Genomic DNA, 14090 nt, shown 5'->3' on the forward strand with positions numbered 1-14090 from the left:
CCCCGAAATTTTAGTTGCGTACGTACCTAAAATTGGGTAGGGTGAGACCACCGCACACCAAGGAGGACCACATGACCGGCATCCAGACCGTCGACCAGAAGGAGCAGCAGCCCGGCCCGGTCGTGTGGATCCTCACCTACGGCGAAGCAGACGAAGGCGGCGACATCCTCGGCGTCTACGCCACCAAGGCCCTCGGCCTCGACCCCTTCGTCGCCGAAGCCCGCGACATTCACCGCCCCTTCCGCCCCAGCGACATCCGGGAGGACGACAACGGCGCCATCCACTTCGAATGCGGATGCGACCGGCTGACCCTCAAGCCGCACACGGTCACCACGACCGCGCAGCTTGCCTGACCCCACCGAGCCGGCCGCCCCGTACCGCCACCCCCGGGCGTACGGGGCGGCCTCCCCAACCCGCCATAACCAGCAGAGGAACGGCCGTGGACTCCAGCTACATCCCCGAACCCGCCCACCGGATCACCAACGCCGAACTCGAGGTCATCGACGCCCTCGCCGAGCAGCGCAACAAGGTATGGCGGGGCCTCATGGCCGACGGCTGGGAGCCACACCGCATCCGCGCCGCCGAACGCGCCATCTACCGCGAAACCGCCCGCACCGCGTTCACCCCGACCATCGACGACGTACAAGACGCCTCCTACGGGGCCCTGGTCGCGGACATCGACGAAGACGGGCACCTGATCGCCATCGGCGTCCTCAACCCGCGCCGCGCCCTCGCCGCGTTCAACCGGTACGCCCGCACCATCCGCGGCGGAACCGTCCTCGGCACGCTGGCACACGACGAAATGCGTGACGACCTCGCAGTCGGCGACTTGTGCCTCGTGCCCGGCATAGCCCGCTTCCTCCGTCACGCGGACGGTTCCTGGACTGTCGACCGGGTCCCGGAAGGCTCCCCGGGCTGCACGCCTGCCGTGTGGCTGGTCCCGCCGTGGCACCCGGCCCACTCTCGTGAGCACTGCGCAGGGGGTGACGTTCCGGCGCCCATGCCCGTAGCCATCCGCACCCACCCGGGGCAACACCCCGCGCCCGCCGAGGCAGCCTGAAACCCGCCCCACCGCATCGACCTAGGAGGTCCGCCCGTGAGGGCCCTGACCGTGAAGCAGCCGTTCGCCGACGCCATCGTCCACGGCCACCCCCGAGACGGCTTCAAGACGATCGAGAACCGGCCCAAGCCCATCCCGCAGAAGTACCTCGGCGTCACGATCCTCATCCACGCCGGGAAGGCTTTTCACCCGCTCGGCGAGATCTGGGGGCCGCGGCCCGACGCCCGCATGGCCATCATCGGCACCGCCCGGCTCGCCGCCTGCCACCTCGACAACGGTTGCTGCGCGCCCTGGGGCATGACCGGCTACTACCACTGGCAGCTCACCGACGCCCGGCCGCTCACCACACCGATCCTCGACGTCCCCGGGCAACTCGGCCTGTGGACCCCCGACGACGACGTCCTGGCCGCCGTCCACACCCAGCTCGTGGAGACCGCCGCATGAACCGGCACATCGACGAGGTCGAGGCCATCAACGCCAAGCGCGCCGCAATGCCCAAAGAGGAGCGGGTGAAAGCCGAAGCGGCTGACGCGCCCCTGCTGCGTATCCAATTGGCGTACGCCCTGGAACGCGCCGAGCAGGCCGAAGCCAAGACCGGCCCCACCGACGCCTTGGAACAGAAGCTGGCAGCGATGGAGAAGCTGGCCGCCGCGTGGCAGAAGGAAGCCGAACGCGCCCGCAAGGACACCGCGGTCCCCGCCGACCTCACGGACGTTGCCGAGTTCCGCATCTGGTGCGCCCTGGAACGGCCTCTCACCGAGGAAGAGGTCCACGAGCACATCAAGATCCTCCGCTACGCGCGGCTGCTCTCCGTCGAAGCCATCGAGATCGCGCACGGCACCTACATGGACGCGAAGAAGCGCGTCACAGCACTCCATCAGCCCGTTCAGCACATGGGGCAGACCTGGTGCGGCGAATGCTCCGTGCGTCGCCGGACGGGCCCGAAGACGGATGAATGGGTGGCGTTCATCCCGCACCCGTGCCCCACCATCGATGCGCTCGAGAACAAGGAGTCGTGACATGGGAGCAGCGCTCCACCTCGCCCACGTACACCAGCCGCGTCTACCAAGACCCCCGTGGGAAACGAGGCAGTGCGCGGCGCCGATGATCCGGCGTGCTGGCCTGTGCGGGCAGCGCGGCATCGAACACACCTACACCGTCGATCAGGAGACCGGATGGCGCACGGCGGTCTGGTACTGCCGCCGCCACGAGGACTGGGGGAACGCTCTACGAGCCCAGCGTGCCGCGAACCCCGGACCGGAACCGATCCCCAACGCTGGCGGGCTCGTGGTCTCCTATCTCATGGTCGATGGCCAGGAGCAGGCGTGGGCACGTCTCTACCGAGATGCCGCTGCATGGAAGCGTGACGGGCAGTGGGAACCGCCGAAGAACTACGGGCTACGCGCGGACGACTGGCCTGTCTCGGGCCGGGAGCTGGTTCCCGAGCCCGTACGTCTTCGTCTCGCGACGGTCGATGGGGAGTTGATCCAGCCGTGAGCCTTCGCTCCGTCCCGGCCCCGGCTGAGGAGCGGCGGCCGAAGCGGTCGTTCCCCGAGATGGTGGCCGCCATCTATGAGGACCCGCGCGTCGGCCACGAGACCCGGGAACTCCTTCTCGCCGTCGCGTACGGCGTCGACCTCTCCAAGCGCGAGGAAGGTGTCAGCCCCCTGACGGTCGCCCGCCGGAAGCTCGGCGTGGAGCACGGGCGGCGGGCCCGCTACGACCGGCTCATCGCCAACGACGCACCCCGCTACGAGCCGCCCCGCGAAGCCGCCGACTGGGGCCCGGGCGGGGCACCAGGCTGCGAGGCCCCGCGCCTGCGCCCGTACGTCTACCGGCCCCGCATCACCGTCACGGGTGAGCCGGAGGACAGCGCGGTGCCTCTGCGGCCTTCGCCTTCCCCGGTCCTGCACGCCGCCCCGGGCTTCAGCCCGCCCCCCGTCGACTACCGCAACGCGGAAGGAGTCTGCGGGGCCAACTCCCACCACAAGGTGCTGGAGAAGGACCCGCGCACCGGGTGGGTCACCGCGCACTGGTTCTGCAAACGCCACAAGGACCACGCCGCCCGCGTCGCCGAGCAGGTCCGCGCGCAGAACGAGGCCGCGCCCGAGCCCATCCCTAACACCGGCGGGCTCCTGCCCTGCTACTTCAAGGCCGACTGGGAGCAGGTCTACCGGCACTACCGGGGGAAGTCCTGGGAGCCGCCGTCGTACGGGCTGTGCGCGGACGACTGGCCGACGCCCGGCGAACCGCTGGTCGCTCGAGGCCGCCTGCGGGTGGTCGCCGACTGCATCGACATCGGGGAGGACGCATGACCGCCGATGCCCAGGACTCGCTGCACGAACAGGTCAGGGCCGCAGTGAAAGCGTCCGGCCTGAAGCAGGTGTGGATCGCGGAACGACTCAGCACCTCGGAGAAGCACCTCAGTCAACTCCTGACTGGCCGCGCACCCATGTCGCTGGAGTGGGCTGAGCAGATCCTCGCCCTGTGCGGCAAGCGGGTCCGAATCATCGTCGAGGAAGCCCAGTGACCGCCGAGGCGGAGCCGGAGTTGCCGGGCGTGGAGGCGTACACCGCCCAGCTCGAGGACGCGCACCGCGCCAGCGCCTGGCCCGGCATCCAGCCGCCCGACCAGTTGGCCGCCAGCAGCAGCACGGCCCACGACCCGACCGCCGACCTCCGCGAGCGGATCCTCCGCATCCTCCAACCCTGACCACCCACCGGCCCCGCCTACGATGAACCGGCCCACCCCGAACAGAAGGACCCCGCCAGTGCGCCCCAAGACTCTCCAGGACTTCCTCGTCGACCTCGCCAAGAACGACCCGCGGGCCGGGAAGGCAGCGACCCTGGCGGAGGCCGGTGACAGCAAGCGGCCGTACGGCCTGGCCGTCATGCTCGAGGGCCGCGAGACCCGGTGGCAGATCAACGCCCGTTCCGCCGAGCGCGATGATTTCGACCAGCCGGAGCATCCCGTCGAGGGCGGCCCGATCAGCATGGACGGTCCGTGGGCCGACGGTGCGGAGGGCTGGCTCGCCCAGTTGATCGCCGGTTCGGGCTCGAAGCAGATCGAGGACATCGAGCAGTGGTCCCTGCGCGCCGAGCCGAAGCAGGGCCTGACCGTGAAGTGCTACAGCGGCGCCTGGCTGTACCTCCGCGCCCTGTAGCCCATCCGAGTGAACGCGCCCCCACCGCCCGGTCCCGGCGATACCCTCCCGGGTGATGACCGAATTCGCCGATGAGGCCCGCAGTCGCGCCGCGCACCTCCTCCGCATGGCCCGCACCGACGACCCCCGAGTCCGCGCACGCCTCGTGCAGTACGCCACCACCACACCCGACCCGCCCGTCCTCGGCCCCGGCGGCATCACCACCACCGGCTGCCCTAGATGTCGCCACACCATGTGGCAGCAGCGGGACTCCGGTTCCCCGATCTGGGTGTGTGGCGCGTGCGGACATGTAGAGGACGTGACCATGACCTGCCCCCACTGCCACATCGCGATGAAGCCGCCGGTGGCCGGGTGGCCGGACCGGTGGAGTTGCCCGTCGTGCCCGCGGGTCGCCGCGACCGGGGAGAGCGCCGCCGAGGTCGAGGACCGGGAGCGGGGGCGCGTGGAGGCCGTCGGGCTGCTGGACGCTGCGATCGCCGCCCGGGCCAGCTGAGACCGGACTTCGGAGGGGGCGCGGGTGGGGCAGCGGATCGAGACCAAGGGCTGCGGGGCGTGCAGCGGCACCATGTACAAGACCACCGAGACCGACGACGCCGGGAATCCGACGAGCGAGACGCAGTGGGTGTGCTCGAACCCGACGTGTGGGGCCGTCGAGTAGGGTCAGACGCCCGCGTGACGGCCCAACTCGCCCCGGATGACCCATTCCCACGCCGATGCGACCAGAGCGCGCCCTACGCCCTTCTGCGGCTCTGCTGACGAGCCCGGCCCGGCCGCGCCCGATGACCGGCCCGCCTGACCCGCACCGACCCGGGGCAACAACCCGGCCGAACACGCCCACGATGGGGTCATGGCCCCTTCCGACGAGAACCTGCCCACCGAGGACGCACTACTGCCCGACGCGCACGCCGAACTGCGCATCACGGACTGGCCGGGGAAGCAGGAGACTCAGGCGCTGACCACCAGCAGCCAGACATTCCAGCTCGCTGGACCGACACCGAGCAACATCGTCATCATGGACGACGGCATCCAGCCGCTCGTGACGATCCACCCGGACGGGACTCTCGAGTACGGGCCCGGCTACGACCCGGACGAGGCGGCCAGCCGGTTCTGGGACGCGCTGCGCCGCTGCATGCCCGGGCGGTGCCCCAGCTGCGGGCACATCCTGGGCCAGGAGCAGCGGTGAGCGGCCCGGCCCGGTACGTCGCCGGGATAGCCGGATGGGCCGTGGCCGGGGTCCTTCTCGGCGCCGTGTGGATGCGGACGGTCGGTGGCGTGCCGCCGGTCTGGGTCGCGCTGCCCCTCGGCCTGGCCGTGTTCGCCGCAGTCAGGTTCGGCCGTGGCCGGGCCTGCGGATTCTGGCGCGACCAGCCGCCACCGGCCCAGGCCCGCCGCGATCGCCCTCCACAAGCCCGGTAGCCGACCACGGCAACACCCCCGTTCGCGACCGGCCGCACCGCCGGGTGGGGCTACTACGGCTTTCGTTGGTAGCAGCCCCACCCGACCAAACAACTACCGGCGCAGCAGCAACGCCATGACCAGCAACAACGCGGCCGCCAGGAGCCGGAACGGGTTCCCGGACACGGCCGCATCCGCCACGACCGTCACCACCAGCTGGGCCGGAAGTTCGGCCGCCACCTTCCGCGTCGTGGCCCTGACGTGCGAGACCAGCGCCGCCCACGCTCGCCGGATCAGTTTCTTCATGCGTTCAAGCCCTCTCCACCCCGGGGCGCGGGAGTGCACCCCTCTCACGTCTTCGGGGCTCTCGCGTCGGATCAGACAGGAATCGCGTGGCCGGGGCCCGCTGTCGGTGGCGGCCGCCATCATGACGAGCATGGACCAACCGGACATCACCGTCGTGTTCCACCCCGACCGATGGGGCTACCTCACCCCCGCCGAGGTGACCGCGCTCCAGGACTGGCTGCGCGCAAACGGTCTCGACCCACGCGACGTGGACCGGGCCCCGATCACGGCCGAGCAGCAGGACGGGAAGCGAGTGATCCGGTACACGGCGTTCCTGCGTGACGCTGACGGATACCTGTACCGGGACCCGGTGACGGACCGCACCGCGCGGGAGGAGCGCACCGTGCCGCTGCTCGTGGAGCCGCCGGAGGACTGGAACGGGCAGGAGAGCCCCTGACAGGCGAGCCGACCCGGAACTGCGCCCCGAGCACGGCCACCCGTGCCACACTGCCAGCAGGCCCTCGCCGCATCCCCCGTCGGCGAGGGCCCACCCACGCCCCGACTACGCTGGTACGCACCACTTCAGAACGGAGAGTGCGCCCCGGCATGGGACCCAAGACGACCAAGGTCTACGAGACGATCCGCGGATGGCTCGCCTCCGGCAAACTCGCGCCCGGAGACAAACTGCCGTCCGAGCGGGCCCTCGTGGAACAGCTCGGCATCGGCCGTACTGCCCTCCGCCAGGTGCTGGCACGGCTGGTCGCCGAGGGCGCCCTGGAGGTACGCGACCGCAGCTCGTACCGCGTCCCCGGCGGCGTCAGCGTGGAGACCCCCGAAGGGCTGGAGCCCTGGCGCATCCACGGCGAGCGGACCATCTACGACAATCCGTGGGTGAAGCTCGACCTCTGGGATGTCGAGCCGCCCGGCGTGAAGCGCTTCGAGCATCACGTGGTGAAGCTGCACCACGTGGCCATCACCGTCGTCCTGGACGACCAAGACCGTGTGCTCATGATGTGGCGGTACCGCTTCGTCCCCCAGCAATGGGGCTGGGAACTCCCCGGCGGCATCGTGGACGAGGGCGAGGATCCGGCCGCTACGGCAGCCCGGGAGGTCGAAGAAGAGACCGGCTGGCGCCCGAAGTCTGTGGAGCACGTCGTCACCTACCAGCCCATGGTGGGCATGGTCGACTCACCCCACGAAATCTTCGTAGCGCACGGAGCCGAACAGATCGGCTCACCCACGGATCTCGAAGAGGCGGGGCATATCGAGTGGGTTCCCCTGTCGGACATCCCCGCCCTGATGGCGCGCGGTGACCTCATGGGGTCCGGAACCCTCGTGGCCCTCCTCCACATCCTGGCGACCCGCCGAGCGTGGGGCGCTACAGCCTCGCACTGAGCAGGGGCACCGAACGCACGAAAGCGGCCCGCCGCCCCGAAGGGTGACGGGCCGTTCGAGGTGGCCCCCACGGCCACCGTACGCTCACTCCACATACCTCGGCAGCACCCTGCGCGCCTGCGCCGCCAACGCGCGCGCCCGGACCGGATCCGGCGCACCGGCGTTCCGGCGCAGCAGCTCCACCAACCGGTCCGCAGGCACCACCGGCACCCCGCGCAGCACGAACCCGCCGCCGTCCACCGGGGCGTTGTGCACCGCGATCAACGGCGTCACCTCGACCCCCAACGCCTTGCCAGCCATCCGCGCCTCACGCAGCACGCTGTCCACGTCCCGGTCACAGGCCCGGGACCCGTGCATCAGCCGGTCACCCACGGGCCGCACCCGATACTGCCTCTTCCACAGCTTCGAATCCGGCATGAACACCCGGCCTGACGGGGCGATCACCACGTGGTCGGCGTTCGCCCGATCCAGGCCGGGTATCCGCCGGTCGTGCAACACGCCCCACCCCTCCAGGGCGAGCGGGGCGAGTAGAGCCTTGGTGCGCCGCTCCCCCTCCTCTCCGGCGTCCCAGGAGCGCGCCTCCGCCTCGAGGCGGGCCCCGGCCCGGTCCATGCCCACCAACGCCAGCATGCGCCGCTTCAGGCCCCGCGGGGCGGCCTGGGCGCGTAACGCCGCGGCCTTCGCACCCGCCGACAACTCCGCGCTCACGATGACTCCTCGACCTGGCCGTCAAGCACGGCCCGTACGGCTGCCCGGTAGCGGCGCGCCTTCGCCACGGCCTCCGGGCTCCAGCCGTAACGTTCGGCGATCTCCTGCATGGCCCCGCCGTCGTCGCACGTTGCGTTGTGCTCGTGGTCCTCCTCGCAGTCCCAGCCCACCAGCACGGCCCACAGCCAGGCATCTTCCCGGCACGCACCCCAGTCCTTGGAGCTGGTCGCCAGCAGACTCTCCAGGCCCTCGAACATGGGCGCCAGGGCGCGCGTCTGGTCGCGCTCGGCGGCGATCCGGTCCCGGTCGCGCTCCGTCTCGAGCGCCTTGGCCTTCCACGTCGCGCGTCCGGCGACAAGCTGTTCCATGCGTCGGTCGCGGACGTCGCCGATGGCGGCAGCCAGCTCGTCGGCCTCCCAGCTCGGGTGACCGAGGCGCCGGGCCGCGGCCGCGTACTCCTCGCGCAGCGTGTCGTCCGGGGAGGGCTCGGGCGTTGCGGCCGGGACAACACCCGCCTCGGTGGTGGCGCGCTCCATGTACTGGCGCGCAGCCCCTGGCCCCTCGGACTCCTTCACGAGGTGGATCGCGGCGTGGAGGAAGCCTGCGGCCATGCCGGAGTGCGCGATCCGGCCTTCGTCGGTGCGGGACAGGGCGGCGCAGGACTGGTGGTGGGCCCGCTCCTTCTCGAGACGAGCCAGCAGGCCGTCATACGGCGGTCGATCGGTCATGTCCCCCTCCAGGGGTGTGACGGTGGGTAGTTGCTCGGCCCGGGCTTGGAGATCACAAACCCGGGTTTTCGTCACGCTGTGTCAGCGTGAACGGAGGCCATGCCGCCCGGATCCCGCACCCCGGCAATGTCCGACGGCGCGATGACGCCCCGCACCAGGGCGATCGCCACCGCATTCGCCCGATCCACTGCGCCCAGCTTCAGATACACGCGGCGCAGCGTGCAGTTCACCGTGTAGGCGGAGATGTCGAGATGGCGGGCGATGCGCTCGTTGGTGTTGCCGTTCGCGGCCAGGACGAGGAGCTGGAGTTCGCGGCGGGTGATGCGGGCCCGGGGCCGGGCGGGGGCGTGTTCGTAGTGGGCGGCCCGGTGCGGCGCCCGGGCCACGATGGGGGCGGTCATATGGGTCAGTCCTTCTTGCGGGTGTCGGGGGTGAGCCAGTGGAGGAGGCGCCCGCCGGGCTGCGGTGCGGCCGCGGGTGCCGGTGACGGGCTCGTGGGCGGCGGGGGTTCCGGGGTCCACAGGGACACCCACACCCCGCCCGACCGCCACACCACCGCCACACGGCCCGGCTCCGAGACGTCCAGCACAGGCCGCAGGTCAACCGCCCCACTGAAAGCGAGCATGCTGTCGGTGGCGAACGCCCGGAGCTGCTGCACCGCCCCCGGACCGTCCACACGCCCGGACACGAGGGGCTGCCCGTCCGGGGCGGCGGTCGTCTCCCAGCCGGTGAGGATCGCGTCGGAGTGCCGGACGTACTGGGCGTGCCGGTTCCACTCGAGCGCGGCGGCGGCGCGTACGGCCATGGTGGACGGGGTGAGGGCGGTGATGGGCGCGGTCATGCGGGCGGGTTCTCCTTCGGGGCGTTGGCGATCTCCAGCAGCACAGTGGCGTGGCAGTGATCCGGCTCGCCGGGCTTCGGCAGCGGGCACCAGCACATGAGGTCCCGGCCCTTGAGATCAGCGGCGTGCGCGATGATCCAGTCGCGGCGGCCGTCGTTGATGTGGGAGTTGTAGATGGTCACGTCGTTCGCCTCCAACCACCGCCGGTACAGGACAGTGGCGTGAGCGTGGTCGTCCGCGTCGAGGCCGATGCGGCAGGGGTTGCCCCAGCGGCTGCCGCGGCCGACGTACACGGCGCCTTCGGACTTACGCCAGCCGGGGGTGCGCTTGCGCTGGATACGGGCGGGCATCGGTTTCTCCTTCGGGAGGGTCAGTGGATGAGGCAGGCGGTGGCGGTGACGGCGACGATTGCGGCCGCGGTGACCAGCCAGGGGATGAGGGCACGCATCAGGCGGCGCTCCGAATCTGTCGTGCGGCGGAGGGCTGAGCAGAGTCGGTGAGCCCGGCGGCGCGGTCGTCGGCCCGTCAACGCATCACTGTGCGCCAATCGACGCCCAGCACCCGGGCGACCTCGGCGGCGGTCATGCGGCGCTCCGTGAGGCCGCGGGCCACCAGGCGCCGCTCGAGTCGAGTCAGCCCCTCAACAGGCCGCGGGTCGGACACGAGCAGTTCGACATCGGTTGCGTCGGCGGTGCCCCACTGGGTGAAGTGCGGGTCGCCGCCCATGCGGATCCGCTTGCGGTGCTTGTGGCACAGCGTCTTGTGCGTCGCTGCCGGGTTGGAGCAGTCGTTGATGCGGCACAAGCGGGGCAGGGCAGCGATGTCGGCACTGACCTTCACGACGCCTCCCCGAAGCCCTCGAACGTCAGCTGCCCGGAAGATTCGCCGGGCAGGGGGAAGTCCGTCACCGCAGCGACGCCCGGCTCTGCTGTGCGCTGCACAGGTCGGGACAGGTCGCGGGCGAGTTTGTCCATGATGGTCATCGCCTCACGCAGGTTGTCCGCGATCTCTCTCGCGATGGTCGCCGGATCGCCGTACTCGACGACCTCCGGCGCCTTGGCGGGCTCGGTGCTCGGCCAAGCCACCGGCTGGACGACGTCGGGCCTCCTCGCCGGGATGGTCACCACGATCGTGCGGACGCCGGTACCGGCCGACGTGAACGCCCCCTCGGGCAGCGCCTCGACCTGACCTCCGCTCTGCTCCACGAGGCTCCGGAACGCGGCCGCGTCTCCCTTCTGGTAGGTGACTGCGTGGGACATGACGGCGACGAGCAGGCCATCCGGCTTGAGGAATCGCAGGGCGTGGCGAACATGCGCCACGTCGGCTTGCCGAGTGAACGGCGGGTTCATCAACACACGGTCGTACCGCGGCTCGGCGTTCACCGTGAGGAAGTCGACAGCTCGCGTGGTGCGGGCCGCACCCGCATCGGCGAGGACTGCGGCGTAACCGGGGTCCCGCTCGAAGCAGTCGACGACCGCGCCAGCACCAGCAGCGGCCGAGGCGATGGCCCCCGATCCGGCCGACGGCTCCAGCACCTCCATACCCGGCTCAAGCTCCGCCAGCTCCAGCAGGCGCTGGACGATCGGAGCCGGGGTGGGAAAGTACTGGGCGTCGTTGCGCTTCTCCCGGAGCGTCACCACCTCACCGGTGGTCAGGACCGGGGCTATCGCCTCGGCCGCATCGACGGGGAACAGGTGAGCCCCGGCGTTCTTCGTCCACCGGCCCCCGGCGGCCTCCAGGACCTCGTTGACACGCCCGTACAACTTGGAGTCCATCCGGGGCCCGGTGAGGACCAGACGGGCGCCGTCGGTTTCGGCGGACGCCAGAGCGTCGAGGACGTCTGCTGAGACCTTCACGACTGCTCCCCCGCCCCAGCCTGAAGGGTGTGGGCGTGCTCCCACTCGTCCTCATTGGCGGGCAGATCATCCACCAGGCCGTTGAGCAGCCTGCGCACGCTGTCAGCGACATCCATCGGGTGTGCGGTGGCCGTAAACGGCAGCGGGTGCTTGACGTCCGGGGCGGCGCGGTTGGTGTAGTGCCAGCCGTCGATGTGGTGCCAACCAACGGTGATTCCGCGGGGCCAGATATCGGCGTTCACGGCGTACTGGCCGGGCGACCACTCGAACCACGCCTGCGTGTAGCCGGTGAGGTAGCTGTAGCGGGCGGGCCCGAAGCCAGCAGCGGACACAGCGGCGGTGATGGCGTCGGCGTAGGCGCGGCGAGGGTTCATGCCGGACTCCTCTCGAGTGATGCGCGGGATGGGTGGGCCGCCCGTCCGGCTGCGATCGGCCGGGCGGCCCGTACACGGTGGGGTGTGGGCCGCGCCCCGCGGGGGAGTCGGGGCGCGGCGGTCTCAGGCGGCCTGGACGCGGTAGTCGCGCGGGCAGTACCCGGCGTACGCGTGCTCCGCGGCGTGCCGGGCGGCTACCTCGGTGCGGAGCCGGGCGGTGGCCTCGTCGACCTCCTGGGGCTCGACGACGACCCGGTATCCGTCGGTGACGGCGTCGTAGCCAAGTGGGTCGATCAGGCGAAGCTCGGTCATCTCGACCCCCGTTGTCCTGTGTTGTCGGCTGTTCCAGCATAGCAGTTTTAGGTACGTACGCAACTAAAATTTCACGAGGGGCACAGCAAAGGGCCCGACCCCCATACCGGGAGCCGGGCCCAATCGCGCGCGCCGATCAGAACGGCGGCTCGTCCGCGTCCGCCGCACCACCACCCCAACCGCCACCCGCCGCACCCTGCGACGCCCACGGATCCTCCGCCACCCGCTGCGCCCCACCACGAGCCTGCTGGGCCCCCTGACGACCCCCGCCGGACGCGCCGGTCTTCGTCACCTTCGCCGTCGCCGACTTCAACGACGGGCCCACCTCATCCACGTCCAGCTCGAACACCGTGCGCTTCACGCCCTCACGGTCCTCATAGGTGCGCTGCTTCAGTCGGCCCTGCACGATGACCCGCATCCCCTTGGTCAAGGACTCGGCGACGTGCTCCGCGGCCTGCCTCCACACCGAGCACGCCAGGAACAGGCTCTCGCCGTCTTGCCAGGCGTTCGTCTGCTTGTCGAACGTCCTCGGCGTCGACGCCACCCGAAACTTGGCAACCGCGACACCCTGCGGGGTCCAGCGCATTTCCGGATCTTCCACGAGATTCCCGACCACCGTGATCACTGTCTCTCCAGCCATCAGGCTGCTCTCCTTCTCTTCGTAGTCCCAGCCGAACGGCTGACGATCTGAACCCGGGCCTCAGCTGGCCGTGGCGTAGCCCGGCGTGGACCCCGCCCACAAAACCCGCGTCGCCTCTGACGGTCGGCCGCTCTTCTTAGCGCGCAGAGGCCCCCCGTACTGCGAGTAGTGCACACCGCGAACGATGTCCCCCACCGACTTCGGGTTCACGTTGAACGCCAGACCGATCTCCATGTCCGTTTCGCCGCGCGCGGCACGCTCCCGCATCTTGACGACCGCCGACTCCGACAACCGCACCGGCAGCGTGGGCAGCACATCGTCCGGGAAGTCCTCACCGCGGGCGGCAGCGGCCTTCCGCTCCCGCGAGATGAACGTGAGCGTCGTACCGGACTTCACCCCGGACAGCGCGTCCAGGTCCCGGTACTCCATGCCCCGCCGGAAGCCCTCGAGGATCGCCTCGACCCGCTCACGCCGGTTCAGCTCGACCCGGAAGCCCCTGAGCCACCGGTCCACCTTCACCAGATCGACCCCATCCCAGTCGGCCTCGGGCTCCGTCTCGTCGGCGACGGCCCGAAGGGTGGTCTTGTCGTTCCAGTCCGGGACGATCTGCTGCCCGTGCTCGTTGAAGTCGAGCCATCCGAGGACCGCGCCCATCGGCCGGTCGGGGTCGACCATGCCCGCGAGGACGATGATGAGGGCGTTACGCTGCGCGTCGTCCAAGTTGTCGAGGACTTCGCGTACGTCCTCGGGCCCACCGTCGCCGTGCACAAGGACGGCCAGGTTCGCGGCCACTGGCAGCATGGCCTCGGCCAGGTCACCACGCTCTTCCATGGTCATCTCCCTGTTCACGCTGCCGCCCCTGCCTTCTCCGCTTCGAGCGCGCGCAGCACGTTGTGCACGGTCTGCGTGTTCGTTCCCAACTCCACCGCGATCTCGTTCACCGACCGCTCCTCAGCCAGCAGCGCCATGAACTCCGGGCGCCGATCCCGCAGGATCTGCACCCACGCCCGCTCCGGATTCCCAGCCACCCACCGCCGCGTCCTCTTCAGCAGGCGCCGCCGCTCGTCCTCGTCCATGCCGCCGATGACGCCGTTCATTTCGCGGTTGTCGAGCGCCCACGACAGGCACTCCTGCACCACGGGGCAGCTACGGCAGACGGCCTTGGCCTTCCTGATCTGCACCAGGTAGGAGCCGGTTTTGCCTACGGGGTGGAACAGCTCGGGGTCCTCGTCCACGCATGCTCCGAGGGTGCGCCAGTCCCGCCCCGGTGTTGACGCAGCGTTACCGCTGTTGCTGGGTGTGACGGCGACTCGTATAGAGCGGCCCATCCCAG

28 protein-coding genes are annotated in these 14090 nt (G+C 70.5%); 15 read left to right on the forward strand and 13 right to left on the reverse strand.

The window, feature by feature from the left end:
• Positions 1-71 precede the first annotated feature (71 nt).
• The 13 genes from ACH4TL_RS42755 (at position 72) to ACH4TL_RS42815 (ending at position 5639) form a co-directional block, all read left to right on the forward strand.
• Positions 72-353, forward strand: a complete 282-nt coding sequence (locus tag ACH4TL_RS42755) for a hypothetical protein (RefSeq protein WP_398329783.1) — start codon at positions 72-74, stop codon at positions 351-353.
• Positions 354-439: 86 nt separating this feature from the next.
• On the forward strand, positions 440-1060 hold the full coding sequence (locus ACH4TL_RS42760; RefSeq protein WP_398425465.1) for a hypothetical protein: 621 nt from the start codon (positions 440-442) through the stop codon (positions 1058-1060).
• Positions 1061-1096: 36 nt separating this feature from the next.
• Positions 1097-1504, forward strand: coding sequence for a hypothetical protein (locus ACH4TL_RS42765; protein WP_398330170.1), 408 nt, complete (start codon positions 1097-1099; stop codon positions 1502-1504).
• On the forward strand, positions 1501-2079 hold the full coding sequence (locus ACH4TL_RS42770) for a hypothetical protein (protein WP_398330167.1): 579 nt from the start codon (positions 1501-1503) through the stop codon (positions 2077-2079). Before ACH4TL_RS42765 ends, ACH4TL_RS42770 begins: the two co-directional genes overlap by 4 nt.
• A 1-nt stretch (position 2080) precedes the next feature.
• The gene (locus tag ACH4TL_RS42775) at positions 2081-2557 is read left to right on the forward strand and encodes a hypothetical protein (protein WP_398425467.1); all 477 of its coding nucleotides are present in this window, start codon (positions 2081-2083) and stop codon (positions 2555-2557) included.
• Positions 2554-3375, forward strand: coding sequence for a hypothetical protein (locus ACH4TL_RS42780; protein WP_398330162.1), 822 nt, complete (start codon positions 2554-2556; stop codon positions 3373-3375). The genes ACH4TL_RS42775 and ACH4TL_RS42780 overlap by 4 nt, the downstream gene beginning before the upstream one ends.
• Entirely contained in the window at positions 3372-3590 is a 219-nt protein-coding gene (locus ACH4TL_RS42785; RefSeq protein ID WP_398330159.1) for a helix-turn-helix domain-containing protein, read from the forward strand. The genes ACH4TL_RS42780 and ACH4TL_RS42785 overlap by 4 nt, the downstream gene beginning before the upstream one ends.
• Complete coding sequence (locus ACH4TL_RS42790; protein WP_398330156.1) at positions 3587-3772, forward strand: hypothetical protein; 186 nt, start codon at positions 3587-3589, stop codon at positions 3770-3772. Before ACH4TL_RS42785 ends, ACH4TL_RS42790 begins: the two co-directional genes overlap by 4 nt.
• Positions 3773-3830: 58 nt before the next feature.
• Complete coding sequence (locus tag ACH4TL_RS42795) at positions 3831-4223, forward strand: hypothetical protein (protein WP_398330153.1); 393 nt, start codon at positions 3831-3833, stop codon at positions 4221-4223.
• A gap of 55 nt (positions 4224-4278) precedes the next feature.
• Complete coding sequence (locus ACH4TL_RS42800; protein ID WP_398330150.1) at positions 4279-4716, forward strand: hypothetical protein; 438 nt, start codon at positions 4279-4281, stop codon at positions 4714-4716.
• Between the two features lie 24 nt (positions 4717-4740).
• Positions 4741-4881, forward strand: coding sequence for a hypothetical protein (locus tag ACH4TL_RS42805; protein WP_398330147.1), 141 nt, complete (start codon positions 4741-4743; stop codon positions 4879-4881).
• A gap of 189 nt (positions 4882-5070) precedes the next feature.
• Positions 5071-5406, forward strand: a complete 336-nt coding sequence (locus ACH4TL_RS42810) for a hypothetical protein (RefSeq protein ID WP_398330144.1) — start codon at positions 5071-5073, stop codon at positions 5404-5406.
• Positions 5403-5639, forward strand: coding sequence for a hypothetical protein (locus tag ACH4TL_RS42815; protein WP_398330141.1), 237 nt, complete (start codon positions 5403-5405; stop codon positions 5637-5639). Before ACH4TL_RS42810 ends, ACH4TL_RS42815 begins: the two co-directional genes overlap by 4 nt.
• Positions 5640-5732: 93 nt before the next feature.
• Here ACH4TL_RS42815 and ACH4TL_RS42820 read toward each other — a convergent pair whose 3' ends face one another.
• Positions 5733-5924 (reverse strand): hypothetical protein, encoded by a 192-nt coding sequence (locus ACH4TL_RS42820; RefSeq protein WP_398330138.1) that lies wholly within the window; start codon positions 5922-5924, stop codon positions 5733-5735.
• 130 nt (positions 5925-6054) lie between these two features.
• Here ACH4TL_RS42820 and ACH4TL_RS42825 point away from each other — a divergent pair, with 130 nt between their 5' ends.
• Together ACH4TL_RS42825 and ACH4TL_RS42830 are read left to right on the forward strand one after the other, a co-directional pair.
• The gene (locus ACH4TL_RS42825; RefSeq protein ID WP_398330136.1) at positions 6055-6360 is read left to right on the forward strand and encodes a hypothetical protein; all 306 of its coding nucleotides are present in this window, start codon (positions 6055-6057) and stop codon (positions 6358-6360) included.
• 149 nt (positions 6361-6509) lie between these two features.
• Positions 6510-7298 (forward strand): NUDIX domain-containing protein, encoded by a 789-nt coding sequence (locus tag ACH4TL_RS42830; RefSeq protein WP_398330133.1) that lies wholly within the window; start codon positions 6510-6512, stop codon positions 7296-7298.
• A gap of 84 nt (positions 7299-7382) precedes the next feature.
• On the opposite strand, the gene ACH4TL_RS42835 is transcribed toward ACH4TL_RS42830, so the two are convergent.
• The 12 genes from ACH4TL_RS42835 to ACH4TL_RS42890 all read right to left on the reverse strand — a co-directional run bounded on the left by ACH4TL_RS42835 (position 7383) and on the right by ACH4TL_RS42890 (position 14085).
• On the reverse strand, positions 7383-8006 hold the full coding sequence (locus ACH4TL_RS42835; RefSeq protein ID WP_398330130.1) for a nuclease-related domain-containing protein: 624 nt from the start codon (positions 8004-8006) through the stop codon (positions 7383-7385).
• The gene (locus tag ACH4TL_RS42840; protein WP_398330126.1) at positions 8003-8734 is read right to left on the reverse strand and encodes a hypothetical protein; all 732 of its coding nucleotides are present in this window, start codon (positions 8732-8734) and stop codon (positions 8003-8005) included. Before ACH4TL_RS42840 ends, ACH4TL_RS42835 begins: the two co-directional genes overlap by 4 nt.
• 71 nt (positions 8735-8805) lie before the next feature.
• Complete coding sequence (locus tag ACH4TL_RS42845) at positions 8806-9135, reverse strand: LuxR C-terminal-related transcriptional regulator (protein WP_398330124.1); 330 nt, start codon at positions 9133-9135, stop codon at positions 8806-8808.
• Positions 9136-9140: 5 nt separating this feature from the next.
• Positions 9141-9575 carry a hypothetical protein gene (locus ACH4TL_RS42850; RefSeq protein ID WP_398330121.1) on the reverse strand — a complete coding sequence of 145 codons (435 nt, stop codon included), beginning with the start codon at positions 9573-9575 and terminating at the stop codon, positions 9141-9143.
• Positions 9572-9925 carry a DUF4326 domain-containing protein gene (locus ACH4TL_RS42855; RefSeq protein ID WP_398330118.1) on the reverse strand — a complete coding sequence of 118 codons (354 nt, stop codon included), beginning with the start codon at positions 9923-9925 and terminating at the stop codon, positions 9572-9574. The genes ACH4TL_RS42850 and ACH4TL_RS42855 overlap by 4 nt, the downstream gene beginning before the upstream one ends.
• A gap of 175 nt (positions 9926-10100) precedes the next feature.
• On the reverse strand, positions 10101-10415 hold the full coding sequence (locus ACH4TL_RS42860) for a hypothetical protein (RefSeq protein WP_398330117.1): 315 nt from the start codon (positions 10413-10415) through the stop codon (positions 10101-10103).
• Positions 10412-11431: a methyltransferase gene (locus ACH4TL_RS42865; protein WP_398330114.1), complete on the reverse strand. Its 1020-nt coding sequence runs from the start codon at positions 11429-11431 to the stop codon at positions 10412-10414. Before ACH4TL_RS42865 ends, ACH4TL_RS42860 begins: the two co-directional genes overlap by 4 nt.
• Positions 11428-11805 carry a hypothetical protein gene (locus ACH4TL_RS42870; protein ID WP_398330111.1) on the reverse strand — a complete coding sequence of 126 codons (378 nt, stop codon included), beginning with the start codon at positions 11803-11805 and terminating at the stop codon, positions 11428-11430. The genes ACH4TL_RS42865 and ACH4TL_RS42870 overlap by 4 nt, the downstream gene beginning before the upstream one ends.
• Positions 11806-11928: 123 nt before the next feature.
• Complete coding sequence (locus tag ACH4TL_RS42875; protein ID WP_398330108.1) at positions 11929-12117, reverse strand: hypothetical protein; 189 nt, start codon at positions 12115-12117, stop codon at positions 11929-11931.
• Positions 12118-12253: 136 nt separating this feature from the next.
• Positions 12254-12757, reverse strand: coding sequence for a single-stranded DNA-binding protein (locus ACH4TL_RS42880; protein WP_398330106.1), 504 nt, complete (start codon positions 12755-12757; stop codon positions 12254-12256).
• A gap of 60 nt (positions 12758-12817) precedes the next feature.
• Entirely contained in the window at positions 12818-13588 is a 771-nt protein-coding gene (locus ACH4TL_RS42885) for a hypothetical protein (protein WP_398330103.1), read from the reverse strand.
• 14 nt (positions 13589-13602) lie between these two features.
• The gene (locus ACH4TL_RS42890) at positions 13603-14085 is read right to left on the reverse strand and encodes a WhiB family transcriptional regulator (RefSeq protein WP_398330178.1); all 483 of its coding nucleotides are present in this window, start codon (positions 14083-14085) and stop codon (positions 13603-13605) included.
• Between the last annotated feature and the right edge of the window lie 5 nt (positions 14086-14090).

The organism is Streptomyces sp. NPDC021115, from assembly GCF_044333065.1.
GTDB lineage: Bacteria > Actinomycetota > Actinomycetes > Streptomycetales > Streptomycetaceae > Streptomyces.

What these genes read in the sequence shown, in the direction of transcription:
- ACH4TL_RS42755 (WP_398329783.1), top strand. Translation starts at nt 72, where the DNA reads ATGACCGGCATCCAGACCGTCGACCAGAAGGAGCAGCAGCCCGGCCCG.
- ACH4TL_RS42770 (WP_398330167.1), top strand. Translation starts at nt 1,501, where the DNA reads ATGAACCGGCACATCGACGAGGTCGAGGCCATCAACGCCAAGCGCGCC.
- ACH4TL_RS42775 (WP_398425467.1), top strand. Translation starts at nt 2,081, where the DNA reads ATGGGAGCAGCGCTCCACCTCGCCCACGTACACCAGCCGCGTCTACCA.
- ACH4TL_RS42785 (WP_398330159.1), top strand. Translation starts at nt 3,372, where the DNA reads ATGACCGCCGATGCCCAGGACTCGCTGCACGAACAGGTCAGGGCCGCA.
- ACH4TL_RS42800 (WP_398330150.1), top strand. Translation starts at nt 4,279, where the DNA reads ATGACCGAATTCGCCGATGAGGCCCGCAGTCGCGCCGCGCACCTCCTC.
- ACH4TL_RS42810 (WP_398330144.1), top strand. Translation starts at nt 5,071, where the DNA reads ATGGCCCCTTCCGACGAGAACCTGCCCACCGAGGACGCACTACTGCCC.
- ACH4TL_RS42820 (WP_398330138.1), bottom strand. Translation starts at nt 5,924, where the DNA reads ATGAAGAAACTGATCCGGCGAGCGTGGGCGGCGCTGGTCTCGCACGTC.
- ACH4TL_RS42825 (WP_398330136.1), top strand. Translation starts at nt 6,055, where the DNA reads ATGGACCAACCGGACATCACCGTCGTGTTCCACCCCGACCGATGGGGC.
- ACH4TL_RS42830 (WP_398330133.1), top strand. Translation starts at nt 6,510, where the DNA reads ATGGGACCCAAGACGACCAAGGTCTACGAGACGATCCGCGGATGGCTC.
- ACH4TL_RS42840 (WP_398330126.1), bottom strand. Translation starts at nt 8,734, where the DNA reads ATGACCGATCGACCGCCGTATGACGGCCTGCTGGCTCGTCTCGAGAAG.
- ACH4TL_RS42845 (WP_398330124.1), bottom strand. Translation starts at nt 9,135, where the DNA reads ATGACCGCCCCCATCGTGGCCCGGGCGCCGCACCGGGCCGCCCACTAC.
- ACH4TL_RS42850 (WP_398330121.1), bottom strand. Translation starts at nt 9,575, where the DNA reads ATGACCGCGCCCATCACCGCCCTCACCCCGTCCACCATGGCCGTACGC.
- ACH4TL_RS42855 (WP_398330118.1), bottom strand. Translation starts at nt 9,925, where the DNA reads ATGCCCGCCCGTATCCAGCGCAAGCGCACCCCCGGCTGGCGTAAGTCC.
- ACH4TL_RS42870 (WP_398330111.1), bottom strand. Translation starts at nt 11,805, where the DNA reads ATGAACCCTCGCCGCGCCTACGCCGACGCCATCACCGCCGCTGTGTCC.
- ACH4TL_RS42875 (WP_398330108.1), bottom strand. Translation starts at nt 12,117, where the DNA reads ATGACCGAGCTTCGCCTGATCGACCCACTTGGCTACGACGCCGTCACC.
- ACH4TL_RS42880 (WP_398330106.1), bottom strand. Translation starts at nt 12,757, where the DNA reads ATGGCTGGAGAGACAGTGATCACGGTGGTCGGGAATCTCGTGGAAGAT.
- ACH4TL_RS42885 (WP_398330103.1), bottom strand. Translation starts at nt 13,588, where the DNA reads ATGGAAGAGCGTGGTGACCTGGCCGAGGCCATGCTGCCAGTGGCCGCG.
- ACH4TL_RS42890 (WP_398330178.1), bottom strand. Translation starts at nt 14,085, where the DNA reads ATGGGCCGCTCTATACGAGTCGCCGTCACACCCAGCAACAGCGGTAAC.